The sequence below is a fragment of the Lyngbya sp. CCY1209 genome, from assembly GCF_055795065.1.
The window spans coordinates 106507-128252 of sequence record NZ_JAYFER010000639.1 but is presented as its reverse complement, the minus strand read 5'-3'; the positions used below and the strand labels follow the sequence as shown (position 1 = coordinate 128252).

The 21746-nt window shown below is 54.5% G+C and carries 20 protein-coding genes; 6 read left to right on the top strand and 14 right to left on the bottom strand.

The features are described from left to right. Positions 1–11: 11 nt before the first annotated feature. A complete protein-coding gene (locus AC0QHF_RS25455) occupies positions 12–782 on the bottom strand; it encodes a pentapeptide repeat-containing protein (protein ID WP_324707069.1) in 771 nt (256 codons plus the stop codon). 183 nt (positions 783–965) lie between these two features. Here AC0QHF_RS25455 and AC0QHF_RS25450 point away from each other — a divergent pair, with 183 nt between their 5' ends. Then, the gene (locus AC0QHF_RS25450; protein ID WP_324707068.1) at positions 966–1169 is read left to right on the top strand and encodes a hypothetical protein; all 204 of its coding nucleotides are present in this window, start codon (positions 966–968) and stop codon (positions 1167–1169) included. Between the two features lie 300 nt (positions 1170–1469). Here the strand turns inward: AC0QHF_RS25450 and AC0QHF_RS25445 are convergent, their stop codons facing one another. From AC0QHF_RS25445 to AC0QHF_RS25425, 5 genes are all read right to left on the bottom strand, one after another. Next, positions 1470–2330, bottom strand: a complete 861-nt coding sequence (locus AC0QHF_RS25445; protein WP_324707067.1) for an amino acid ABC transporter substrate-binding protein — start codon at positions 2328–2330, stop codon at positions 1470–1472. Between the two features lie 276 nt (positions 2331–2606). Continuing rightward, entirely contained in the window at positions 2607–3521 is a 915-nt protein-coding gene (locus tag AC0QHF_RS25440; protein WP_324707066.1) for a phosphate ABC transporter substrate-binding protein, read from the bottom strand. A gap of 41 nt (positions 3522–3562) precedes the next feature. Beyond that, positions 3563–4261, bottom strand: a complete 699-nt coding sequence (locus AC0QHF_RS25435; protein ID WP_324707065.1) for a PspA/IM30 family protein — start codon at positions 4259–4261, stop codon at positions 3563–3565. Positions 4262–4427: 166 nt separating this feature from the next. Next, positions 4428–5768: a TDT family transporter gene (locus AC0QHF_RS25430; RefSeq protein WP_324707064.1), complete on the bottom strand. Its 1341-nt coding sequence runs from the start codon at positions 5766–5768 to the stop codon at positions 4428–4430. A gap of 293 nt (positions 5769–6061) precedes the next feature. Beyond that, positions 6062–7873 carry an ABC transporter ATP-binding protein gene (locus tag AC0QHF_RS25425; RefSeq protein WP_324707063.1) on the bottom strand — a complete coding sequence of 604 codons (1812 nt, stop codon included), beginning with the start codon at positions 7871–7873 and terminating at the stop codon, positions 6062–6064. 198 nt (positions 7874–8071) lie between these two features. Here AC0QHF_RS25425 and AC0QHF_RS25420 point away from each other — a divergent pair, with 198 nt between their 5' ends. After that, positions 8072–8821 (top strand): Uma2 family endonuclease, encoded by a 750-nt coding sequence (locus AC0QHF_RS25420; protein WP_324707062.1) that lies wholly within the window; start codon positions 8072–8074, stop codon positions 8819–8821. 162 nt (positions 8822–8983) lie between these two features. Here the strand turns inward: AC0QHF_RS25420 and kaiC are convergent, their stop codons facing one another. Genes kaiC through AC0QHF_RS25405 form a run of 3 tightly spaced genes read right to left on the bottom strand, consistent with a single transcriptional unit; the run spans position 8984 to position 11721 of the window. After that, the gene (kaiC, locus tag AC0QHF_RS25415; protein ID WP_324707061.1) at positions 8984–10510 is read right to left on the bottom strand and encodes a circadian clock protein KaiC; all 1527 of its coding nucleotides are present in this window, start codon (positions 10508–10510) and stop codon (positions 8984–8986) included. 30 nt (positions 10511–10540) lie between these two features. After that, positions 10541–10834 carry a circadian clock KaiB family protein gene (locus AC0QHF_RS25410; RefSeq protein WP_324707060.1) on the bottom strand — a complete coding sequence of 98 codons (294 nt, stop codon included), beginning with the start codon at positions 10832–10834 and terminating at the stop codon, positions 10541–10543. Positions 10835–10836: 2 nt separating this feature from the next. Next, a complete protein-coding gene (locus tag AC0QHF_RS25405) occupies positions 10837–11721 on the bottom strand; it encodes a response regulator (RefSeq protein WP_324707059.1) in 885 nt (294 codons plus the stop codon). Positions 11722–12004: 283 nt separating this feature from the next. On the opposite strand from AC0QHF_RS25405, the gene AC0QHF_RS25400 reads away from it, so the two are divergent. After that, positions 12005–12145 carry a hypothetical protein gene (locus AC0QHF_RS25400; RefSeq protein WP_324707058.1) on the top strand — a complete coding sequence of 47 codons (141 nt, stop codon included), beginning with the start codon at positions 12005–12007 and terminating at the stop codon, positions 12143–12145. A gap of 122 nt (positions 12146–12267) precedes the next feature. On the opposite strand, the gene AC0QHF_RS25395 is transcribed toward AC0QHF_RS25400, so the two are convergent. Further along, entirely contained in the window at positions 12268–13083 is an 816-nt protein-coding gene (locus AC0QHF_RS25395) for an SDR family NAD(P)-dependent oxidoreductase (protein WP_324707057.1), read from the bottom strand. Positions 13084–13538: 455 nt separating this feature from the next. After that, entirely contained in the window at positions 13539–13718 is a 180-nt protein-coding gene (locus AC0QHF_RS25390) for a hypothetical protein (RefSeq protein WP_324707056.1), read from the bottom strand. A 130-nt stretch (positions 13719–13848) separates the two neighbouring features. Between AC0QHF_RS25390 and AC0QHF_RS25385 the strand changes: the two genes are divergently transcribed. Together AC0QHF_RS25385 and AC0QHF_RS25380 are read left to right on the top strand one after the other, a co-directional pair. Then, on the top strand, positions 13849–16278 hold the full coding sequence (locus AC0QHF_RS25385; RefSeq protein ID WP_324707055.1) for a serine/threonine-protein kinase: 2430 nt from the start codon (positions 13849–13851) through the stop codon (positions 16276–16278). A 65-nt stretch (positions 16279–16343) separates the two neighbouring features. Further along, positions 16344–17318, top strand: coding sequence for an SGNH/GDSL hydrolase family protein (locus tag AC0QHF_RS25380; protein ID WP_324707054.1), 975 nt, complete (start codon positions 16344–16346; stop codon positions 17316–17318). A gap of 56 nt (positions 17319–17374) precedes the next feature. Here AC0QHF_RS25380 and AC0QHF_RS25375 read toward each other — a convergent pair whose 3' ends face one another. The 3 genes from AC0QHF_RS25375 to AC0QHF_RS25365 form a co-directional block, all read right to left on the bottom strand. Beyond that, entirely contained in the window at positions 17375–17989 is a 615-nt protein-coding gene (locus AC0QHF_RS25375) for a 7-carboxy-7-deazaguanine synthase QueE (RefSeq protein WP_324707053.1), read from the bottom strand. Further along, positions 17986–18339 carry a translation initiation factor gene (locus AC0QHF_RS25370; RefSeq protein WP_324707052.1) on the bottom strand — a complete coding sequence of 118 codons (354 nt, stop codon included), beginning with the start codon at positions 18337–18339 and terminating at the stop codon, positions 17986–17988. The genes AC0QHF_RS25375 and AC0QHF_RS25370 overlap by 4 nt, the downstream gene beginning before the upstream one ends. A gap of 92 nt (positions 18340–18431) precedes the next feature. Then, positions 18432–19016, bottom strand: a complete 585-nt coding sequence (locus AC0QHF_RS25365) for a pentapeptide repeat-containing protein (protein ID WP_324707051.1) — start codon at positions 19014–19016, stop codon at positions 18432–18434. 406 nt (positions 19017–19422) lie between these two features. Here AC0QHF_RS25365 and AC0QHF_RS25360 point away from each other — a divergent pair, with 406 nt between their 5' ends. Continuing rightward, entirely contained in the window at positions 19423–21651 is a 2229-nt protein-coding gene (locus tag AC0QHF_RS25360) for a pentapeptide repeat-containing protein (protein WP_324707050.1), read from the top strand. Positions 21652–21746: the final 95 nt, after the last annotated feature.

Below are 21746 nucleotides of genomic sequence, written 5' to 3'. Positions count from 1 at the left end.
CCGGTTTTATTTTAAAAAACGAATCGCAACAGCAGGGGAGCCGCCGTCTGAAAGAATCTCATGAACACCCCGCTGCCCCCCTCGACCTCCGTGGGGGTTTGGCGAATTTCGAGCACTTCCACCAGTTGGCCGGCTACCTGTTCCCCCTCCGGACTCCCCAACCGGGCGTAAAGTTGTTGGGCGTATTTCGCATCCGCGATCGCCCGGGGCAGTTGGCCGAGGTCGGCTAAGGCCATGCTGCGGGCGAAATAGGCGGCGGCTAAATTCGGCTTCAGGTCGAGGGCGAGATTGTAGTAGTCGATGGCATTATTATAATTGCCTTCCAGGGCTTCCTGAACCCCCAGGCGATAGAAATCTTCGGCATTGCCGACGCTGGCGGGCAGTCCCACCACCCCCACCAGTTGGGCCTGGTTGATCATGGCATTTTCCACGATCGCGTTGCTGAGGTAGGCGCCCCGCAAGTCCGCCCCTGCTAGGTTCGCATCCGTGAGGTTCGCCCCCGTCAAATTGGCGCCGTGGAGGCTGGCCCCCGTCAAGTTGGCCCCGGTCAAATTGGCCCCGGTCAGGTCGGCGCGGCTGAGGTTGGCCCCGACCAAATTGGCCCCGGCCAGGTCGGCGCCCGCGAGGTCGGCCAGTACCAAACCGGCGCCGGCCAAATTACAATTGGGGCATTGTTGGGTGGACAGCAGTTGCCGGATCGCCTCTAAATCCTCCGCCCGGGCGGGGCCGAAGGGGAGGAGGGCGACAGACAGGGCGATCGTCGTCAGAATTGGAAATTTCATGGTTTTAGCCTGTAGGAGGTGTTAAACCGGGGGCGACAGTTTCCCCGCTTCGCCGCTCCGTCCGCGCGATCGCGATCGCTCTCACGGCGGGAGTTGATTCAAATCACAATCCCGGACTCGTCCCATCACGGTCATTTCGGAAACGGGGAGAGATAATAGGAGTATAGCGTTATCTGAGTTCCCATGCTGGCGCAGTTTTCCCCTCCTTCTACCAGTCTAGATGCTCTCATCGAGCGAATTTTGATGTCTCGCCAGATCACCCGAGACGATCAAAAACAATTGATGAATCTGCTCCTATCCAAAGAATGCCTCAGCGACGAAGAACACAACTGCATTAACGAAGTTTTTGATCGCCTCCGCCGGGGGTTGCTCCACGTCGTCGAGTGAGTTCGATCACGTCCAGCTACAGGATACTGTTATTTGCCAGCGGGGAATCGGTCTGTCCAGGTCGTTCCCCGTTTGGTTTTTGGGCGCAGGGGGTAAGGGGGCGGAGGAAGCGGAGGGAGGGGAGGGAGTAAGGGAAGCGGAGGAAGAGAAACGGGTGGAACATCCGCACCGCTTGGGAATTAATTCCCAAGCTAATAGCCAAAATCATATTCAGATGATTGGGGAATTTGTACGGATCTGACTATAAATTTGCCTCCGGTCGCCTCCGGTCGCCTCCGGTCGCCCCTGTGCCCTTCTCACTCATTCGGGATTGGAACTAAATTTCTGATAGGGAAACCGCCCCCGCTCCGAATCGAACCATTGATTCCAGAGTGCCGTATTTTCCGGGCTGGTGATGGTCGAGTTGACCACCCTTCCCCACTCCCGGCTGTTGAGGGGCAAGATGCAGCCGTAATCTTCAAAGGTGACGGGTTGTCGGGGGACCAGCGGGAAGGCGTCGAAATCTTGTCCCTGTCGCCACAATTCTCCGAGTAGTAAAATGCCGTCGCCGGCGATGCCGTCGAGTTCTCCGGCTTGCAGGCGGCGGACGCCTTCGGCCCGGTCGGGGAGGGCCTCCCACGTCGCTTCCGGATAGATGGAGCGAAAATCGTCGTCGGTGGTGGTGGACTCCAGAAATCCGACGGTGACTTGTCCGGCGGTGACGGGTTCGAGTTGGGTTTCGGACACTCGGGTGGGATCGAGGCGATCGCGATCTTCACTCCGGACCAAGAGCTGAATCCCGGTGGTAAAAAAGGGAATGGAAAAATCGACTTTGGCTTCCCGTTCGATGGTGACGCTGGCGGCTTCGCAGACGAGATCCAGGTTGCCGTTTTGAACAGCCTCGAAGCGATCGCCGAGGGTGACGACGGTCAAATCCAATTCGAGCGATCGGCTCAGTTCTTCTTCGAGTTGAGAATGGATCAATTCGATCAGATCGACGGCATATCCCGCGATCTCGCCCTCGTCGTCGAGATAACCGAAGGGGACGGCATCGGTCCGCACGCCGGCCCGCAGGACGCCCGTCCGCTCGATTCGCTCCAAAACCGTTTCCGCCAACGCGGGCCAGCCAAAACTGACGCTCAGAAATAAACCGAGTAGGGGAATTGCAAATCTTTGATACATCGAAAAATTGTTTCAGGTTTTTTCAGATCGGACGCATCCGGCGGCAAATTGCTCCCCCGGGGAGCAGAGCCATTTCATTTGGGGGGCCCAGGGGCCCAGGGGAAATTTTTCGGAGTATAAAGGTATTTTTCACCTAAAAAAACTCTCGATGGGTCCCAACATCACCAGTTCCAACCATCTCCCCCGACTATTTTCACCCGAGAATGAAACGGCCCCGCCTCGGGGAGAAGACGCACCCATCAGAAATAGCACTAATCCCGAAACCCTGGCAAGGCTTCAGTTTGCCCCCAGCAGGGCTTGCTGTCCCTCGGGAGAGGTGACGTAGCCCAAAAATGCCTGAATTTCCGGCGTGACTGGGGTTTTGTAAACGTAGGACAGTTGTCGCTGGTAGGGATAATTTGCGGCTTCCGGCGTGACTCCATCGATGGGAACCACCCGCACGGTTTGCTGGTTCGCCACCTGGGCGTAGGTGGCATAGCCGATGCCGTCTTGATTCAACTGTCGCAGCATTCCGGTGGTTTCGTCCCGCGGCAGGGTGGTGATGTTGGGGGTATTGCCGAAGTTTTGACCGCCGAGGGCCAGTTCTTGGAACACTTGATGGGTGCCGCTGACGGGGGGACGGTTGAGAACCCGGATCGGCGCGTCGGGTCCGCCGACTTCGGACCAGTTGGTAATTTGTCCGGTGAAAATTCCCCGCACTTGGTCGGAGGTCAGCCCCCGCCGGTAGGGGTTCTCGGCGGACACCACCAGGGCAATTTGGTCGAGGGCGACGGGGACGGCGACCAACCCCTGATTTGGTTCCTGGGGGGTGAGGGGGCGAGAAATCGCCGCCAGGTCCGCCTGTCCGCTTAAAACGGCTTGGATGCCGTTGTCCGAGCCGGTGGCTTGGGTGTCAACTGTTGTTCCCGGAAACTTGGATTCAAAGCCGGATTTCAGGTTTTGATTGATCGTCACCATTGCGGTGGACCCGTCGATGCTGACGGCGGTTCCGGCGGGGACGGACGTGGGCGGCGTGAACACCAGGGCATCGGGCGGCGGGGGCGGCGGGGGCGGCGCCGGGGCGAGGGGTGTGGGGGCGTTTCCTTGGATTTCCTCGGCGGACTGTTTGCTGAAGAACCAGTAACCGACGCCGGCGAGGATGAGGAAAATCAAAATATAGACAATCGGAGGGGGGCCACTTCGTTTCGCCATGATTTTAATTGCCAGATCAAATTACACTTTAAATGGAGATTTTAACGGTTTTCCCCGAGTTGTTTTAACCGTTGAGAAACGGTTTCTTCCCAACGGCTCGGATCGCCATCGAGGGTTCCGGTGTCCGCCGAATTTGAAGAGAGTTCGGCCAGGGCTTGTTGTTCGAGCGATCGCATCTCGACTTCGTTTTTTGCCTGTTCAAATTGCGATCGCGCCGAGTTCATATCGAATTCGTCGTTAACTTTGGCGATCGCGGCTAGGGCTTCGTTGATCTCCTGCAAATCTTTGAGGTTGTCTAACTCCATTTTGGCGGTTTCGAGTCGCATTCGCTCTTGATTGAGTTTGCTTTGGGACAGATTCACATAATTTTCCGCCTGTCGCACCCGCTCTTCTAACTGGGGTAAAATTTTCTCAATTTGCATGATATTTGATACCGCCAAACGGGCGCCGGCGGTGTCTCCGTTTTGTTGGGCGGCGATCGCTTTTTGTTCGAGTCGCTGCATCTCCCGCACTTTCCCCTCGTACCGCTGTTTCGCCCGCCGGTACACCTCCATTTGGGTGGAAACCACCTGAGCCAGTTGTTTGACGGTTTCCTGCATGGTTCGCAGGGACGCTTCCGCCACTTCCAGGGAGTCCGGGGACGCTTCCTCGGTTTCGGAGCTGCCCCAGAGCCAATTCCAGGCGGATATGGTCACTTTTCCGGCTCTATCGCCCATCAGCCAGTAAATAAACCCTTTCACCCTCGCGAGTCTCCCCAACTTGAGCGCCACTCTCAGTTTATCTTAGGTTGTCAGTTATGGCACGACAGGAATTAATGAGGACATTTGGGAAATTTCACCACAGAGGCACAGAGAACACGGAGAAGTTGTTGATCTTCATCAAATGACTGAGTTGAATCGAAAATTACTAATTCATCGCCGATACTTTTGTCGCCATTTTCTGGCTGTAATCGAAGTTTTTCTGGTACTGAATGACGCGATCGCGGGCGATTTCATAGTTGTCACTTTCGGGGGGAACTTGCCCCATCAATTCTGTCGCGACTTGCCAATTTTGGGCGACGATATTCCAGTCTTCTTCGGAGTCGGCGGTTTGTGCCAAATTGGATGCGATCGTCGCTTTGTTGACGGCTTCTGAGAAAGGATCGGGAGGGATGACGGGTTCCGGTTTTTCGGGTTCGGAAATTGCTGTTTCAATGGGTTTCGGTTCTTCCTGGGATGGTGCGATCGCTTCCGATTTTGTCGGTTCTACCGTTTCAGCCGTGGTGACGGGAGGGGTGCGATCGGTAAAACTGCTAATCACCGTTCCGATATATTCGGTATGTCGAGAAAATGCGTAAATAGATGAAATCGTGACACATGAAACGAGGGCGATCGTGCAGAATTTAATAACGCTTTTAGCCCGGATATGCTTGCGAATCAAAAATTCTGCTTGATATAAATAAAGGATTGCAATCAGCCAAATGACCGTCGCAGTATTATTCCATTCCTCCATCCGATCTCGATATTGGTAATAACAGGAATTTGCAAAACTGCCGAAATAATAACAGTCATCTCCGGGCAAAAAGGGGATCATCAATATTAAAACGATCGCGATCGACAGCAATAAAACAATGGTGGCTAGTATTCCTTCCCACCAACTTCGCCAACCCGGAATCCACCATGTTTTTGATTTAGAATTTTTAAAAATAAATAAAATTAGATTATGGATCAACGCAAAAACACATATTGACCCGAAAAATACACCTCCTATAGCCATTAAATAAAAACTATAATCCTCGGAAATTGCGGTGGCTATTTCACCTGTCACCACACCCCAAAATCGAAAAAATTCAACTACGATCCCCAGCCACAACAACAGAGCGATCGCCCGCAACCAAGAACTGGGATAGGGAAACCATGCTGGCCATTTAACGTTAATTTTTGGAAAGAACTTTGATGGTTTCTTTTCGCTTTCTTTGGTGAAGTCGCGACACTCTTTCCACTCGACATTAACTTTTCCCAATTCTCGCCCTTGAATCAAAACAGTTTTAATCGATTGAGCTCCGATTTTCCCCATCGCTTGGCAGATAAAATCCACGGAGGAAGTGCGATCGGGTACTGTTGGAGATTCAAGAATAATTTCCAGATAGTCCTGTTTTAAGTGGGTGTGGACGATAGTATTTTGATCCGGAAGCAGATATTGGATAACTTGTGCGATCGCCTCCGGATCGCCGAGTCTTGCCTGTTTGAGCGAAGGTGTTGATGCCATAGTATTAATCCTGACCCCGATTTGCCAATTATACCAGCTTTTCGGTGTCAATAAAAGTCCGTAATTTCCGGGTTGCGATCGGTGTCGATTGTCAATAAATGTTGCCGAAATTTCATTTTTGTTGAAGCGATCGCGATATGTGCGATCGGTGCGATACAATCGATCCCCCTAAATCCCCCTTAAAAAGGGGGACTTTTATCCCATTAAAAGCCCCCAGAATTGGAGGTTTGGGGGCGATAAAACGGCTCATCACTTATCATTAAAAGCCCCCAGAATTGGGGGTTTGGGGGCGATCACATCACATCTCCAGTTTCCTGAAGTGCGTGCAGACGCCGATAAATCCCCTGGCGGTTCAGGAGTTCGTCGTGGCTGCCGACTTCCACAATTTTACCGCGATCTAAAACGACAATTTTATCGGCTTCGCGGATAGTGCTGAGGCGGTGGGCGATGATGATTGTCGTGCGAGTTCCCAGGATGTTGTGCATGGCGAGTTGGATCGATCGCTCCGACTCGTAATCCAAGCTGGAAGTCGCCTCATCAAATATCAAAATATCCGGATTAACCAGCAGTGCCCTGGCGATGCCGAGACGCTGTTTTTGCCCTCCGGAAAGCCTCACCCCGCGCTCCCCGACGACGGTATTATATCCTTCAGTAAGTTGGGCGATAAACTCATCCGCTCGGGCGATGCGGCAGGCTTCATTAACCTCCGTTAAAGTAGCTTTTGGGTTGCCGTAGGTGAGGTTATTTAACAGGGTTCCGTTGAACACATCAACATCCTGGTGGACGATCGCCAACCGCCGCCGATATCCCGCCACATCCAAATATTGGATATCCTCGCCGTCAATTAAAATTCGGCCGCGATTCGGTTCAAAATACCGGAACAGTAACTTCACCAAAGTAGACTTTCCGGAACCCGATCGCCCCACCAATGCCACCGTCTGACAGGGTTCGATGACCAAATTGATATCCTGCAAAACGGGTTTTTCCGGGATGTAACCGAAGCTGAGATCGGAAAATTCCACCTTTCCGGTAAAGTTGTAAACCGGCGCGGATTTTGTCGCCTCCGGATCGGCGGCATCCCGGCCCTTCGGCAACTGCAAGAATTCGTGAAACCGCAGCATCGAAGCGTAGCGGCGGGCGAACACTTCGGCCAAATTGCTGATGGGAGTCAGTTCAGAATAGGCCATACTCGCCAGGGTGTACAGGGTGACAAAATAACCCAAAGAAATTTTACCGCCTGCTGTCGCCGCCAAGGTAAATCCCAAGACGGCAAACAGACAAAATTGAACCACCGTATTTTGATAGGTAAGCAGGTAAACATAACCCTTGTGAATGCGGTGGATGACCACTTGCAATTCCCGATTCAGGCGGGTGGCTTGCCGTTTCAACTCCCGCTCTTCCGTGGCAAAGGATTTGACGGTTTTGATGTTGGTGATGATTTCAGAGTTGCGACTCTCGGTATTTTCTTGATGGCGATCGAGAGCTGCTTCTAAATCGGTCAGGTGTTTGAGCTTTTTAATGGTGAATGAAAGGACAAACAAAAAAGACGCGATAAAGAACAAACCGATCTGCCACTGGATCAACAAAATCACGATAAAAATACCGAAAACTCGCACCAATTTGGGAATCAACTGACCCGCGACTTCGGGGTAAGTCCAGGTGTGGTTGGCGACCCCTTTGGAGACGCGGCTGGCAATGCGCCCGGGGTTGTTTTCGTCGTAAAATTCCAGGGGGAGGGTGAGGATTTTTTGGATGGCGTTGCGGTGCTGATCCCGCCGAGCTTTGAGGGGGATAAACCAGTGAAACCACGACCCCAACCAGGGCTGCACGGGCGCCTTAATGACGGTGACGACGAAGATCAAACCGAGTAATACAATTAAAGCGGTTTGTTGGTCGTCCGGCAGTCCGGTGAGGGATGCGATCGCGCTGATTTGTTCCTGTATCAACCGATCCGCCCCCCGACCCGACAGGACGTTTAAAATTTGTCCGATCGCGTAGGGGACGACGAGATCGATCAGTTCAAACGCGCTCGACGCGCCGATACTGAACAGCGACAGCGAATGATACTGTCGGAAGTAGTTGCAGATATCCCGAAAGGTAGCCATGACTGAATGACGGTCGTGACGTGAAACATTAAGAATACAATTGTAATACACAAATGTGCGATCGTGGGGAATCCTGCGGGATGAGTTTCCCCTCCCCCAAGCGCCGGGCACTCGAAATCCGGTATTACGGAGGCCGAAAAAGACCGCTTTATCGCGGAAGCGTATGTCAAACTATAGGATATCGCACGGGAGGATATTATGGCGATCGCCCCAGATTTAGAAATACTCCAAAATGAAACCGAGTGGGAAGACATCGAAACTCCCCCCGGAGATTTAGAAAGTAAGGAGCCGCCCTTGGAAAGTTATCTGCACCTGCAACAGTTATTGCTGTTGATGAAATGTTTGGACTGGCTGTGGCAAGACCGAAACGATTATTTTGCTGCCGGAAATCTGACGATTTATTACAGTCCGAATCGGCAAAAAACCGAGAATTTCCGGGGGCCGGATTTCTTCGTGGTGTTGGACACAGAACGCAAACCCCGTAAAAGTTGGGTGGTGTGGGAGGAAGGGGGAAAATATCCCAACGTGATTGTGGAATTGTTGTCGGATTCGACGGCCAATCAAGACCGCACCACCAAAAAAGAAATTTATCAAGATATATTCCGCACCCCGGAATATTTTTGGTTTTCTCCGGACACGTTGGAGTTGAAGGGATTTGGATTAACATTGGGTCAATATCAAAACCTACAACCCAACGAACGAGGATTACTTTGGAGTGAACAGCTACAACTTTTTCTGGGTGTTTATGAACAGAAACTGAGATTTTTTGACTCAGAAGGTCAGTTAATTCCAACTCCCGAAGAAGCGGCAAAAACTGCGGAACAGCGAGCCTTTGCAGCAGAGGAAAAAGCCCAGAAAACCGAGGAACAATTGGAAGCAGAACGGCAACGCAGCGATCGCTTGATGGCGAAGTTGCGCGAATTAAACATCGATCCGGATACACTGTAATTTAAAATTTGATCGAACAATCCGACGGGCAACCCGAGACGGTTGCCCCCACGGGGGACGGTTAAACGAGCGGATCTGATATAACTCCCCAATTCTCTTGAGAGAATTTTCGCTATAAGAAAAGGGAATTGATTCCCAAGCGGTACTATCGAGATTTGATATTCACGTCATCTCGCCGCCTCCCTCAAACAAACTGCTGAGGCGATCGACCTCACTTTGGGCGACATACATCGGCGTGCCCGCCAAAATCCCGGTCACGTTGCGGAAGGGCTTCCCGATGTGCATCCCCTTCCCGTCGATGGAGAACTCGCGGATGTCCTTGTCGTGCATCGATCCCCGCATTTTCAAAACGGTGATTCCCCGCCGCATTTCCCCGTACATTTCCACATAGCGAAGCAAAATGATCGAATCGGTAATCGTCGAAATGTGCGCTTCCGTGATCGACGTTCCCCCCATCAACGTGGGCGTTGTGGACGTAAATAAACCACCGACTTCCTGCTGTTTAATGAACGAAGTCAAGCCGATAATAAATTCCCGAAATCCCTTCAATGTCGAGACTCTTTCCAGGGCGGAAAGGCTATCGACCGCCACCCGGTTGGGGCGAAATTCTTTGATAATTTCCTTCATTTTAATCAGGTGATTTTCCAAACCCGTCGATTCCGGGTAGCGGCAGACCACCTTCAACATCTCCTCTTTTTCCGCCCGCTCGAAATCGACGCCCCAACCCACCGCATTGCGGTACAGTTGCTCCCGACTTTCTTCAAAAGCGAAAAGCAGACAGCGCTCCTCGTTGGCTACGCCGCCGGCCATAAATTCAGTCACCATCAGGGTTTTACCCGTCCCCGTTGCCCCGGACACCAAGATGATGGAATCCCGGAAAAAGCCGCCGCCGCACATCCGATCGAGTTCGATGCTGCCGGAAGTGATGCGGATGTTGGACGATCGCTGTTCGAGTTCGATCGCGGACAGGGAAATGATCACCACCCCCTGGCCCGGGACGATGGTAAACGGAAATTCCCCCTTCTGGTGGTCCGTCCCCCGATATTTGAGGATCTCGATCGTCCGCCGCCGCTTTTCGTCCGAGAGCACGTTCCGCAGCAAAACCACGTTGTCGGCGACGAACTCCTCCACGCCGTAGCGGCTAATTTCCCCGTACTCCTCCGTGCGTTCGGCCGTCATGATCGCCGTGACTTCCAACTCCCGCAGGGCCGAGGCGATCCGGAACAAGTCGCTGCGGACCTGGGCGGTGTCGGCGAGGTGGCTGAAAATCGCCCCCAGGGAATCCATCGACACCCGCTTGGCCTTGTACTTGCGGATGGCGAACTCGATCCGGGCCAGCAGCGCCCCCAGGTCGTATTCCCCCGTCACCATCGGCTTTTCGCCCGGTTGGGGGGAGGCGTCCACGAACACCCACAACTTCTTCGCCTCCCACTCCTCGATATTCCAGCCGAACCCGCGCATATTTCGGCGGATGGCCTTGGGGGGTTCCTCGAAGGTGATGAAAACCCCGGGTTCGCCCCGGCGGATGCCCTCCACGAGAAACTGGCAGGCGAAAACGGTTTTGGCACTGCCGGCGGTCCCGGCGATCAATGTCGCCCGTTCCTGGGGGAGTCCCCCGTCGGCCAAAAAGTCGAATCCCGGAATGCCCGTCTCCAATTTTTCAATAAAATCTTCGCTGTAATCATTCATGAATCGATCGCTCGCAAGTGTAGTGGTCTGTTATCCGTCAACGTCTTCCTCTTGGGGCACCAAATCGAGTCCCAACAGAACTTTGTCGGTGTTGGACATATCGCCGATGATCCGCTGGATCGGCTGGGGCAACTGTTTGATCAAAGTCGGCGTGACGAGGATTTTTTCATTTTCCGCCAATTCCGGCTGTTCCAAGACATCGATAATCTTTAATTCATATTGATCCGTCAATTCGTGGTCGCAAATTCGGATCAGATTAGCGATCGCCCGCTGGGATTTCAGGGTATTTCCCGTGATGTAGAGCTTGAGTAAGTATTTGTTCATCCTTAGCTCAGATCCTCGTAATTTTTGGAAACATTCAGTTTACTCAAACCGATAAAATATTTTCGATAAAACGATGTCAGATATCCCATCAATTCCAAAACCATCAACCGTCCCTCCACCACATAAGCCTGGGTTTTGACCACATTAGTATTTCGGGTTTTCTGTTTCAAAGCCTGGGTATGAATTTCGACCACATCCCGGGGTCCGGCTTTCAGAAACCCCAACTGTTCCGCCAGGGAGCGGAGATGATCCGAAATATTATGTTCGACTTTATAGGCCCGCTGTTCCAACGCCAACTCCAGCAATTTTCCATATTTTTCGACCATTTCTGAAAAGATGTCGGGGACAGCCTCCCGCAAAGGAGCTAGGCCGAACAATTTGGCGGTGACGTTGGTTTTAATCGAGTCGGCGAGGTGGGCGAGTCCCTGAAATTCCAATTCTTGAAACTGCTGCCACTGATTTTGTTCCAAAATTTTCAACTGTTGCTGGCCCTCGATCGCCAACCGAATGCTGTACAATAATAAACTACTATCGATCTGATCTTTGACCAAGTAACCCTGGGAACCCAACTGCATCGCCCGCACCCTCACCGTTTCGTCTTTGTCGGCCGTCAAAATGACGACCGGGATTTGGGAAACCACTTGTTTGAACTCGATCAACGTTTCGATTCCCCGGTGGTCGGGCAAGTCGAGGGAAAACAACACCAGGTCGAAGGATTGACCGTCGAGCAGTTCCAGGCCGGCGGAAAGTTCGGGAGCATCCGTCAACTCGAAAGACATTCCCCGAGTAATTGAGGACGAACTGGCCCCGGAAAGCAGTTGGCGGACTCGTTCCCGATCGCCCGGGCGATCTTCGATCAATAAAATTTTATAGGTTTCATCCTGCATGGGGTCTCGGCTCTCATGTTTCTGACAAGGGGGATGCTCCAATTTGGAAAAAAATCTTTAATTTTTCAGGGCTGAATCTTCGCCTCATGTTACAGTTTACTACTGTTTGCCATCGGGCGATCGCCAACTCAGCGATCGGCGAATCTTTCAGAAGTGACGGTTAACTTCGGTCGTTTGCCCCCAAAAATTGAGCGCGGTTCGATTGATAAAGAACTGTAACATCTTGCCATCTCAAATATCCACAGTTCCGCTAAAATTAAACCTAGAGTTGGAATCAGTATCTATGCCATCAGACTTAGATCGGGGAATTATGAAGTTCAAGGGAGCGGACAGCCCCGCCGCAGTGATTCTTTCCTCGCTGCTGGTGTTGGGCAGTATCGGCCTCCTGATTGGATGGGCCCTACAGACGGCCTACTCCTTTTGATCCGGACTCGGGACGGGCCGATCACCCCCGAGTTCGGATAACTTCCATAAAACGCGAGGGCTTGCCGCGCCAGGGATTCTGGCATGACAAGCCCGATTTTTATGGGGCGGCCCCCCTGGCTCCTAAAACCCCCCGGCCCGTCGCCATGCGGGGGATTTGTCAGATTTTCCCGACAGGGGGGAAGCCATTTTCAGCACCTTGTCGAGCAACCCGGGGGCGATGCGGCTGCACAATATGGCGAGGTGGCTCTGCCAGCCGACCACGATCTCGGCGGAGTCCTTCCGCAGTCCCAGGAGCAGTTCTTGGGCGACCTGTTCGGGGGTCATGGGAACCACCCAGCGGAACAATTTCAGGCCCCGGGTCATGTCAGTGTCGGTGAGGGTGGGGAGCAGGGCCATCACCCGGATGTTGTGGTCGGCCAGCTCTCCCCGCAGGGCTTGGGTGAAGCCGAGGATGGCGAATTTGGTGGCCGAGTAGGTGGACATGGTGGGGGCGGCGATTTTGCCCATCACACTGGAGACGTTGACGATGGTGCCGCGCTTTTGGGTCGCCATGCGGCGGGCAACGGCGCGGGTGACGGTGTAAAGTCCCATCAGGTTCAGGGAGAGTTCTTCCTGGACGTCCGGAAGTTTGGACTGCAAGAAGGGGGTCTGGTGGGCGACTCCGGCGCAGTTGATCAGCAAGTCGATGGGCCCGTAGGAGCGCCATGCCCGGACGATCGCCATATTAACTTCGGCGGGTTTCCGCAAGTCTAGGGCGAGGGTGACGACTTCGACATCCATCGCCGTCAGTTCGGCCGCGAGTTCCGCCAATTTTTGGCGATCGCGGGCCACCAACAATAGGCGACGGGCGCCGTTGCGGGCCAACTCCCAGGCGATCGCTCGCCCGATGCCACGGGAAGCCCCGGTAATCAGAGCTGTAATGCCTTTGATATCCATAAAATACCTCCTGTGTGGAGTTCACCCCAGGGAAGCCGAGAGCCAGCGAATTCAATCGCACGGCTCGCTATCCGAAATGGCGGTGAAACGAAGCGTAGTGTTTTCGTCAGTGATGGATGGGACTCAATTGGAGCGTCTTCAATGGTTCCGAAGGGAAACCCAAATTCCTAAATTCTGGGTTGAGCAGTCTGGAGAAAGGGCGATGGCTCTATCTCCGGCAAACAAGTCGAGAAGGGCTGACCCGGGTCGCTGGGAGACAATCTTCAATCAGACCTGAACTCAGTCGATCGCCGACGAGAGGTCAAATACGGCAGTAGCGTAGAACATGGCTCATACGTCTCCTTTTTACGAGCGTTCACTCATACGCACACTTTAGCAACGGGATCAAGTTTGTGCAACAATTTTTAATAAAAAACCTTTGACATTTTTTAACAAATCCCGAAACCGTTTCCTTGTCAGGCTTTTGAGGCGATCGCCCGCTCCGAATTTCGCCCCGGGGAGCGAGTCCCCCGCCCCGAAAATCCGCACTCGGCGGCGGGGGGCGATCGCACAAACCCCCGCCCCCTTTCCAATCGAACCCACCCGAACCGAACCCGGCCCGTCCCGTCAAAAATGAGAAGATGAGAAAATGGCATAATCAAGCACAGTGGAGTTGAGGTCTGACTTGAGAGCGATCGCCGCGACGGAGAAGACACCATCCCGCAACCCAGATAGCAAACTCTTTTCACGCCCGTCCCCCATCCCCCATTCCCCATTCCCCGCAATATGACTGACCAGCTTTTAGACGGACGCTATCAAATTGTCGAAGTGATCGAATCGGGGGAATTCGGCAGCACCAGTTTGGCGAAAGACACCCGGCGTCCCGGCGAGTCCCTCTGCTTCGTCAAGCATTTGCGACTGTTCGCCGAAGATCCCCAACTGGTCAACCTTGCCCGCCGCCGGTTCCAGCAGGAAGCCCAGGTGTTGGAGCGACTCTCCCAACACGACCAAATTCCGCAACTGCTGGCCTATTTTGAAGAAAACCAGGAATTTTACCTCGTCGAGTCCTACGTCTGCGGCCACTCCCTCAACGACGAGATCTTACCCGGCCAGCCCCTGCCGGAGGAGCGGGTCATCGCCATCGTCAAAGAAGTTCTGGAAATTCTCGGCTACGTCCACGGCCAGGGGGTGATCCACCGGGACATCAAACCGGGGAATCTGATCCGGCGGGACTCGGACGGCAAGTTGATGCTGCTGGACTTCGGGGCGGTGAAAGAAATCAGCTTCAGCCAGAACAACAACCCCCCCACGGGCCGGATCGGGACGATGGAATATATGCCGGTCGAACAGTTCGAGTGCGACCCCCACCTCAACAGCGACATCTACGCCCTCGGGACGATCGCCATCCAAGCGTTGACCGGACTCCCCCCCTACGAATTGCGGAAACTGCGGGAAAACCACCACGGCAACCCCGGGGAATTGGTCTGGCGGCATTTGGCGATCGTCAGTTCCGAATTCGGGGACATCGTGGATCGGATGGTCGAGGCCGACTACCGGCGGCGGTATCAGTCGGCGGAGGCGGTGTTGGCGGACCTGGAAAAAATCGGCCAGCGGTGGCTTCGCGATCGCACCCCGGCAAACCTGCAAAAATTGGAAACCTACCGGGACGAGGTGAAACGCTGCGCCGACCACCGGGGGGACATTTCGGTGGTCGGACAGCAAATTTTGGAGGAATTGCGGCAGAATTTGGAACTGACCGAGGAGGAGGCGGAGGCGGTCGAAGATGAAATTCTCAACCCCTACCGCAAATATCGCCAGAAGGGGGAACGCTACGAACGGGCTCTGGCGGCGGCGGTGCAGCAGCAATATCCGTTCAGCGAGGAAACCCGGTCCGAACTCGATCGCCTGCAACAGATGTTGGGCATTTCGGACGAAGATGTGGCCCTGATCGAGAGCCACATCCTGCCCCGCACCTGGCTGGACGGGATCTCGGCTTGGCTGGGGATCGACCGGCGCCGGAAACGGTCGCGACTCCCTGCGAAACCGGCATCCGGGTCCCGCCCTCCCGTTTATTTTTGGTTCGTCCTGGCGGCGATTTCCCTGGCGATCGCGATCCTGGCCTTCGTGTTTTACGAGTATCAAAAGTGGAGGCAGGGACAGGTCGCCCGGGAACGGCAGGAACGACTCGAGGGGGAACAGGTGCGGCAGATCGGCGGTCTGCTGGCGGCGGAAAATTACGAGGAGTGCATCGCCCGGGCCAAGGCGGTGCCTAAGTCTTCCAGCCAGTACGTCGAAGCTCAAGACTTGCTGCGGCAGTGCCAGGGGGTGGTCTACTGGAAAAATGCGTCGGCGACGGCGTTGGCGGACCATACGGCGGCGGTGGAGTCGGTGTCTGTCAGTCCCGACGGACGGACGGTCGCCAGCGCTTCCCGGGACAATACTATCAAGCTGTGGAATTTGGAAACCGGGGAGGTGGCGGAGACGCTGTTGGGCGACACCTCGGCTATCCTCGCCGTGGATTTTAGTTCCGACGGGACGGAGTTGGCGTCGGGGACGGAGTTTTGGCGGGTTTTGGAGTGGAATTTGCAAACCGGGGAGTTGTATTCGCCCCTGGAGCACGCCGGTCCGATTTTTGCGGTGGAAATTAGTCCGAATAATAAGGCGATCGCCACGGGGAGCGCGGACACGACGGTGCGGGTGTGGGATCGGAAGACGGGGCAGATTCTCTATAATGATCTCGCCCACACGGATACGGTGTATTCGGTGGCCTTCAGTCCCAACGGTCGCTGGTTGGCCAGCGGTTCGGCCGATCGCACGGTCAATGTCGTCGATTTGGAGATGTCGCAGTTGCGGTATCAGTTGCGGGGGCACGAGGGGGCGGTGCGGTCCGTGGCTATTACGCCGGACGGAAAACAGGTGGTGAGCGGCAGTGCGGACAATACGATTAAACTTTGGAATTTGCGATCGGGGGAAGAGGTGAGGACGTTGACGGGTCATCGGGGGGAGGTTTTGGCGGTGGCGGTGAGTGCCGACGGGCGACAAATCGCCAGCGGCAGCCGCGATCGCACCGTGAAAATTTGGGACGTTCAAACCGGGGAATTGCTCAATACTTTAACCGATGCCACGGCGCCGGTGAATTCTCTCCAATTCGCGATCGACGGTCAGACGTTGGTGGGGGGGGATGAGGATGGAACGGTTTGGATTTGGCGGCGGTAGGGGGGGCGCATTTTCCAGATGACCCCATCTCAAATTCGGACAAGTTAAATCGGAGATTCATCAAAATGAAACGCTCGAAACTCATCGGGTTAATGGGGTCCGCATTTGTGGCGATCGTCGCGGCGGAAATCCTGTTACGATTCGTCTTGGGGCTGGGAAATCCCGTCCTCTTTCAGGCCGATCCGAAAACCGGATATCGCTTTAAACCCGATCAAAATATCACCCGATTTTTCAGGCGGGTGCAATACAACCAGTATTCTCAAAGATCCGAACCGACCACTTCAGAAAAACCGCCCGATACCTTTCGGATCTTGATGACCGGCGATTCCATTTTGAACGGCCGAAATTCCGTCGATCAATCCGAGACGATTTCGGAATTTCTGGAACGTCAGTTGGCCGACCAAGACAATCAAAAGATCGAAGTTTTGAATGCGTCCGCCGGGTCGTGGGGGATCGGAAACCAATTGGGATATTTGCTCCAATTCGGTTTATTTGAAAGCGACCTGTTGATCGTGGAAATTGGGAGCCACGATTTGACGCAACCGACCCGTACCGGCGAGCCCGTCGGACGAGACCCCAACTTTCCCGATCGCAAACCCCGGTCGGCTTTATCAGAAGCCTGGAATCGCTACTTGTGGCCGCGATTGGCACCTCAATCCAATTCGACTCCCGCCGATGCCGAACCGCCGACGCGATCGGAGTTGGATGCCCAGTTTCAGGACAATTTGACCAGTTTACAAACCATTGTCGAGTTGGCAGAGCGCGAAGATATTCCGGCGGTCGTCATCTTGATCCCGGAACTCCGGGAGTTGACCGATCCGGCTTACACATTTCCCCGCAAATCCGATTTTTTGAAACAGTTAAACGGGATGAATGTTCCGGTTATCGACTTTTATCGGGTGTGGTCGGGCCGTTCTCCGGAACTCCTCGAAAGCTATTTCGATGACGGCTTGCATTTGACTCCCGCAGGAAATCGGGCGATCGCCGATGAAATTGCCGAAAAATTGGCGGCGACCGATGACTGGCAACCTCAAAAATAATATCATGTATAGCAATTAGCAGTCAGTTTTCAGCAATTCGATACACCCTTTTTCCGTCACTCCACCCCGATATACTTGTGCAACTGAACCGACAGCCGATAGCGGGGAAACCGTCTCAACAACTCCAACACCAGCGGCAAGGTGCGATCGCGCCGGGTCCACTCCGGCTGCAAAAACACCGGAATCTCGCCCAATTCAACCAAATGCGATCGGTAATACGCCAACTCCTCCCCCGTCTCGATCACCAACTTCACCTCATCCGCCCGATCCCACATCTGCGACACCACCGGATAGCGGGGGCTGACGTGTTCTTTCGGACTCAGCGTCACCCAAGTCGAAGCCGGAACCGCCTGCCAAAACGCCCCCGACGTCTCAATTGATACCCGCCGCCCCGTCTCTTCCACCGCCTCCACCAAATCCGGCAATTGCGGATAAATAAACGGTTCGCCGCCCGAAATCACCACCCGGGGCGATCGCAACTCCGCCAACAACTCCTCAAACCGCCGCACCCGCCGGGGCAACCCCTTCCCCCCGTCCGCATATCCCGTATCGCACCACGGACACCCCACCGGACACCCCGCCAAGCGGATAAAATCCACCGGAGTCCCCGCCCAGTAGCCCTCGCCCTGGACCGTTTCCTGAAACGTTTCGTGAATGGGAATTTCCGTCATCCGCCGCTTTTTTTGGCCTTGTATCCCAATTTCGTCAGCACCTCCACCAGCTTTTGGGTGTGGTCGCCCTGAATTTCCAGGGTCTGGTCTTTCACTGTCCCCCCCGTGCCGCACTGACTTTTCAGTTGTTTGAGCAACTTCGCCAGAGTTTCCGAACTGCATTGAAACCCGGAAATCACCGTCACAGTTTTCCCCCCTCGCCCCTTGCGGGTGGCTTGCACCCGCACGTTTTGCTGGTTCGGGGGCAACTCCGGAGTCCCCCGTTCCGTCGCCTCCGACCGGGAGGAATTGCCGAACTCCGAGTAAACCGTGCGGTGCTGACTCGAAGACTTTCGTTTGGATGCAGCCATAGTAATCGTCTCAATCTCAATTCGACAGGCAGGGAGCGGAGGAAATAGAGGAAACAGAGGCACTCTGCTTTCCATTCCCGACTCCCGACTCCCTACTCCCGACTCCCGACTTTAGAATTGACCTCCGCAGTCGGAGCCGCGTCAAAAATAGCGCCCTGTTCCTTCAATTCCAGGATGCGAGCCGGAGTCAGACCGATAATCTGAGTGAGTTTGGCATTCTGCAATAGTGCCCCGGCAAAGTTCGCCCCCTTCAGGTTCGCCCCCTGAAATTTGGCGTGGCTGAGGGCCGCGTCCACCAATTCCGCCCGCATCAGGTTCGCTCGGGTCAGGTCGGCGTAGCTGAGGTTGGCGTGGGTGAGGATAGCCCCGCTCAGGTCCGCCCCGCTCAGGTCGGCCCCGCTCAGGTCGGCGCCCGTCAGGTCGGCGCGGGTGAGGTTGGCCCCGCTCAGGTCCGCTCCACTCAAGTTAGCACAGTAGAGGTTCGCCCCGATCAAGGTGGAATTGAACAAACTCACCCCCAGGAGGTTGGCCCGAAACAGGTTGGCCCGGAATAGGTTAGCCCGGAACAGGTTAGCCCCGCTGAGATTGACATTGCTCAATTCGGCCCGAAATAGGTCCGTATCCCGGAAGTTGCGCTCTCCGGCCGCGTAGCGATTTAAGAGTTCTTCTGCATTCATGGCGGTTTCCTCGGCGGTTACAGTGGATTTACCGCAATTGTGCCAAAGTTGTCGGAAGAGGGGGCAAAACTTTAGTTTAATTTAAAAATATGGCGATCGCGGCCGACCGACCGGTTTTTTTGACACATTTTAAACCGACGATTTGGAAAAATTAACGGTTGCGAAACTGCGGAAAATCGGCTTTGAAAATTTGTGGCTGGAGTCCTTATAATTGGAGAAATAAACCCCCGTTTGGGGCGGTAACGGGGTGGGATGGAGGGGGTCGTAAACGGGCGATCGCATCCGGGATCGTGGCGGGTCAATTGACACCGACGATTTTATTTGATAAGCTATAGTGTAACCTGTTCGTCATTTCATTTTCAAACACCAGATCATGACCAAAGGGTGTACCGCCGAGAATTCGACAATGGATTCTTCTGGAAACCTATTCTCTCCTCAAAGTCCGGAAGGATTGGAGGAAATCGTCTGCGATTTTTGGATCGAAATTGTCAAAAATTGGGATGCCGAGGCAGTTCTGAAAGAATTTTTTGCGACCTTTTGGAATGGGGACAGTAGTTGTGATCCCGTCAATCGCGCCCTGCAGTTTTACCTGAGAGATGAACAAGGCGCTTTTAACCTGCTGCTCAAGCGCAGTTTTTACATCCTGATCAACAACTGGTATATCAACCGCAATTATCAGGCGGCGGAGACGTTACTCAAACAAATAGAGACGGCCCCGGAGGACGAATACGAAATCATCGACCCGCAACTGGGGCAGCTCCGGAACCGGGTTCGAGACTTTCTCAAGGGTTCCGACTATCAGGATATCCGCCACTGCGCCTTCCAACACGGTCAGGGCTGGAGCAGCCGTTACAGGAGCTATTTATTAGTGCCCCAGTACATGAACCCGAAAAACTCGCCGGAACAGCAGGAGGTAGCGCGAAAACTCTCCAAACAGCTCCGGGAGCAGTACAAATTCGATCTCGCCATGTACATCGCGCGATCGCACGTCAGCAGCCCATCCGTCCGTCCGGTTCAAAATCCCACCCAACTCGGCGACGCCGTTCTCGAACTCCTCAAAAAAACCATTTCCACCCAGCGCATTTACAGCTACACCCACCAGGCGGAACTGTTTCTCAAAGCCACCGCCAATGTCAGCTACTGGAACTTCAAAACCGCCTTACCCGAGTACCTCGCGCTGCATCAGGGGGAACAGTATCCCATCAAAATATTGCGGGAAAAAATCTCCGAAAAACTCGACCAGATCTATCCAAACTACGACGAAAACCCCCTCGATAAAAGCTTAAAAATTCGCACCTGCAACCGGCTGATCGAATTTTTGACCACGGAAGATGGACGCCATCCATCTTTTATTTTTAACTTGATGATGGGTCGTGGCAGCGCCCTCACCCTGGCGATCCTGCTGTTGAAACTGATTTTACTCTGCCATTCCTCCCGCACCCACTTGGAGCTAAAAATCTCCCGACTGATCCAGTTTTATCAAAAACACGAAGAAGAGCGCTGTCGCCACTTCATCCTCTTCCTGGAAATCTTCAACCTCGTCTTCACCATTTTCACCGAAAACGTCCAGTACCACCTCGTCAAGATCGACCGGGACGAAGTGTCCGGGCCGCTGATCGACGACCTGAGCGCCTACCGCCTGTTCTGTCAGTTGAAAGGACCGGACCTGCGCCGGGTCAACTTCAAACAGGTCAATTTGAGAAGCCTGGATCTCAAGGGGGCTGACCTGCGGGGGACGGATCTGGCTGCGATCGATTTGAGCGAACTCGACCTGCGGCTGGCCAACCTGGAAGGGGCCGACCTGCACGGGGCCACGTTAAATGGGGCGCAGTTATTCATCGTCAATTTGAAAGGCGCCAACCTCTCGGAAGCCCGCCTCCTCGACGCCAACTTGGGGCGGGCCGACTTGCGGCGGGCCAATTTGACCCGCGCCCACCTCGCCGGCGCCCACCTCCACCGCACCGATTTGAGGGAGGCCAATTGTTATGAAGCGGCCCTGGAGTCAACCAACTTAGAAAACGCCGACCTCGAAGGGGCCGACTTCCAGTTTGCGAATCTGGAACGGGCCTGCCTGACCCGGGCGAAGTTGCAAAACGCCAATTTGCGGGGGGCCAAGCTGCGGGGCGCCGATTTGCGGGGGGTGAATTTGCAAGGTGCGGACCTGAGCGACGCGGACCTGACGGAAGTGGATCTGACGGCCGCCGACCTTCGGGGGGCGAAGTTGTATCGGGTGCGGCTCGATCGCGCCAATTTGAGCCGGGGGAGGTTCCAGAACAGCAATTTCTCCCGGGCCCGACTCAACGAGGCGATCCTGGACGGGGGGAACTTCTGCGGTGCGAAGTTGTTTGCCACCCAATGCCGCTACGCCTCCCTGCGGGAGGCCGACCTCACCCGGGCCGACCTGCAGCGGAGCGACTTGACCCGGGCGAATTTGGCCGATGCCAACCTCACCGAAACCCATCTGATGGAGACCGCCATCCGCCACACCCAACTCGCTCGGGCGAACCTGTCCGGCGCGAATTTGCGGCAGGCCAATCTCTTCGGCAGCAACATCACCGAGGCGACGGTGGCGGGGGCGAAATTTGGCAACAATTCCGGCCTGTCGGAAGAAACCCGAAAGTGGCTGAATTTGTGAGTGGGGAATGGGGAATGGGGAATGGGGAATAGGGTGTAGGGTGTAGGGTGTAGGGTGTAGGGTGTAGGGTGTAGGGTGTAGGGACACAGAAGCTT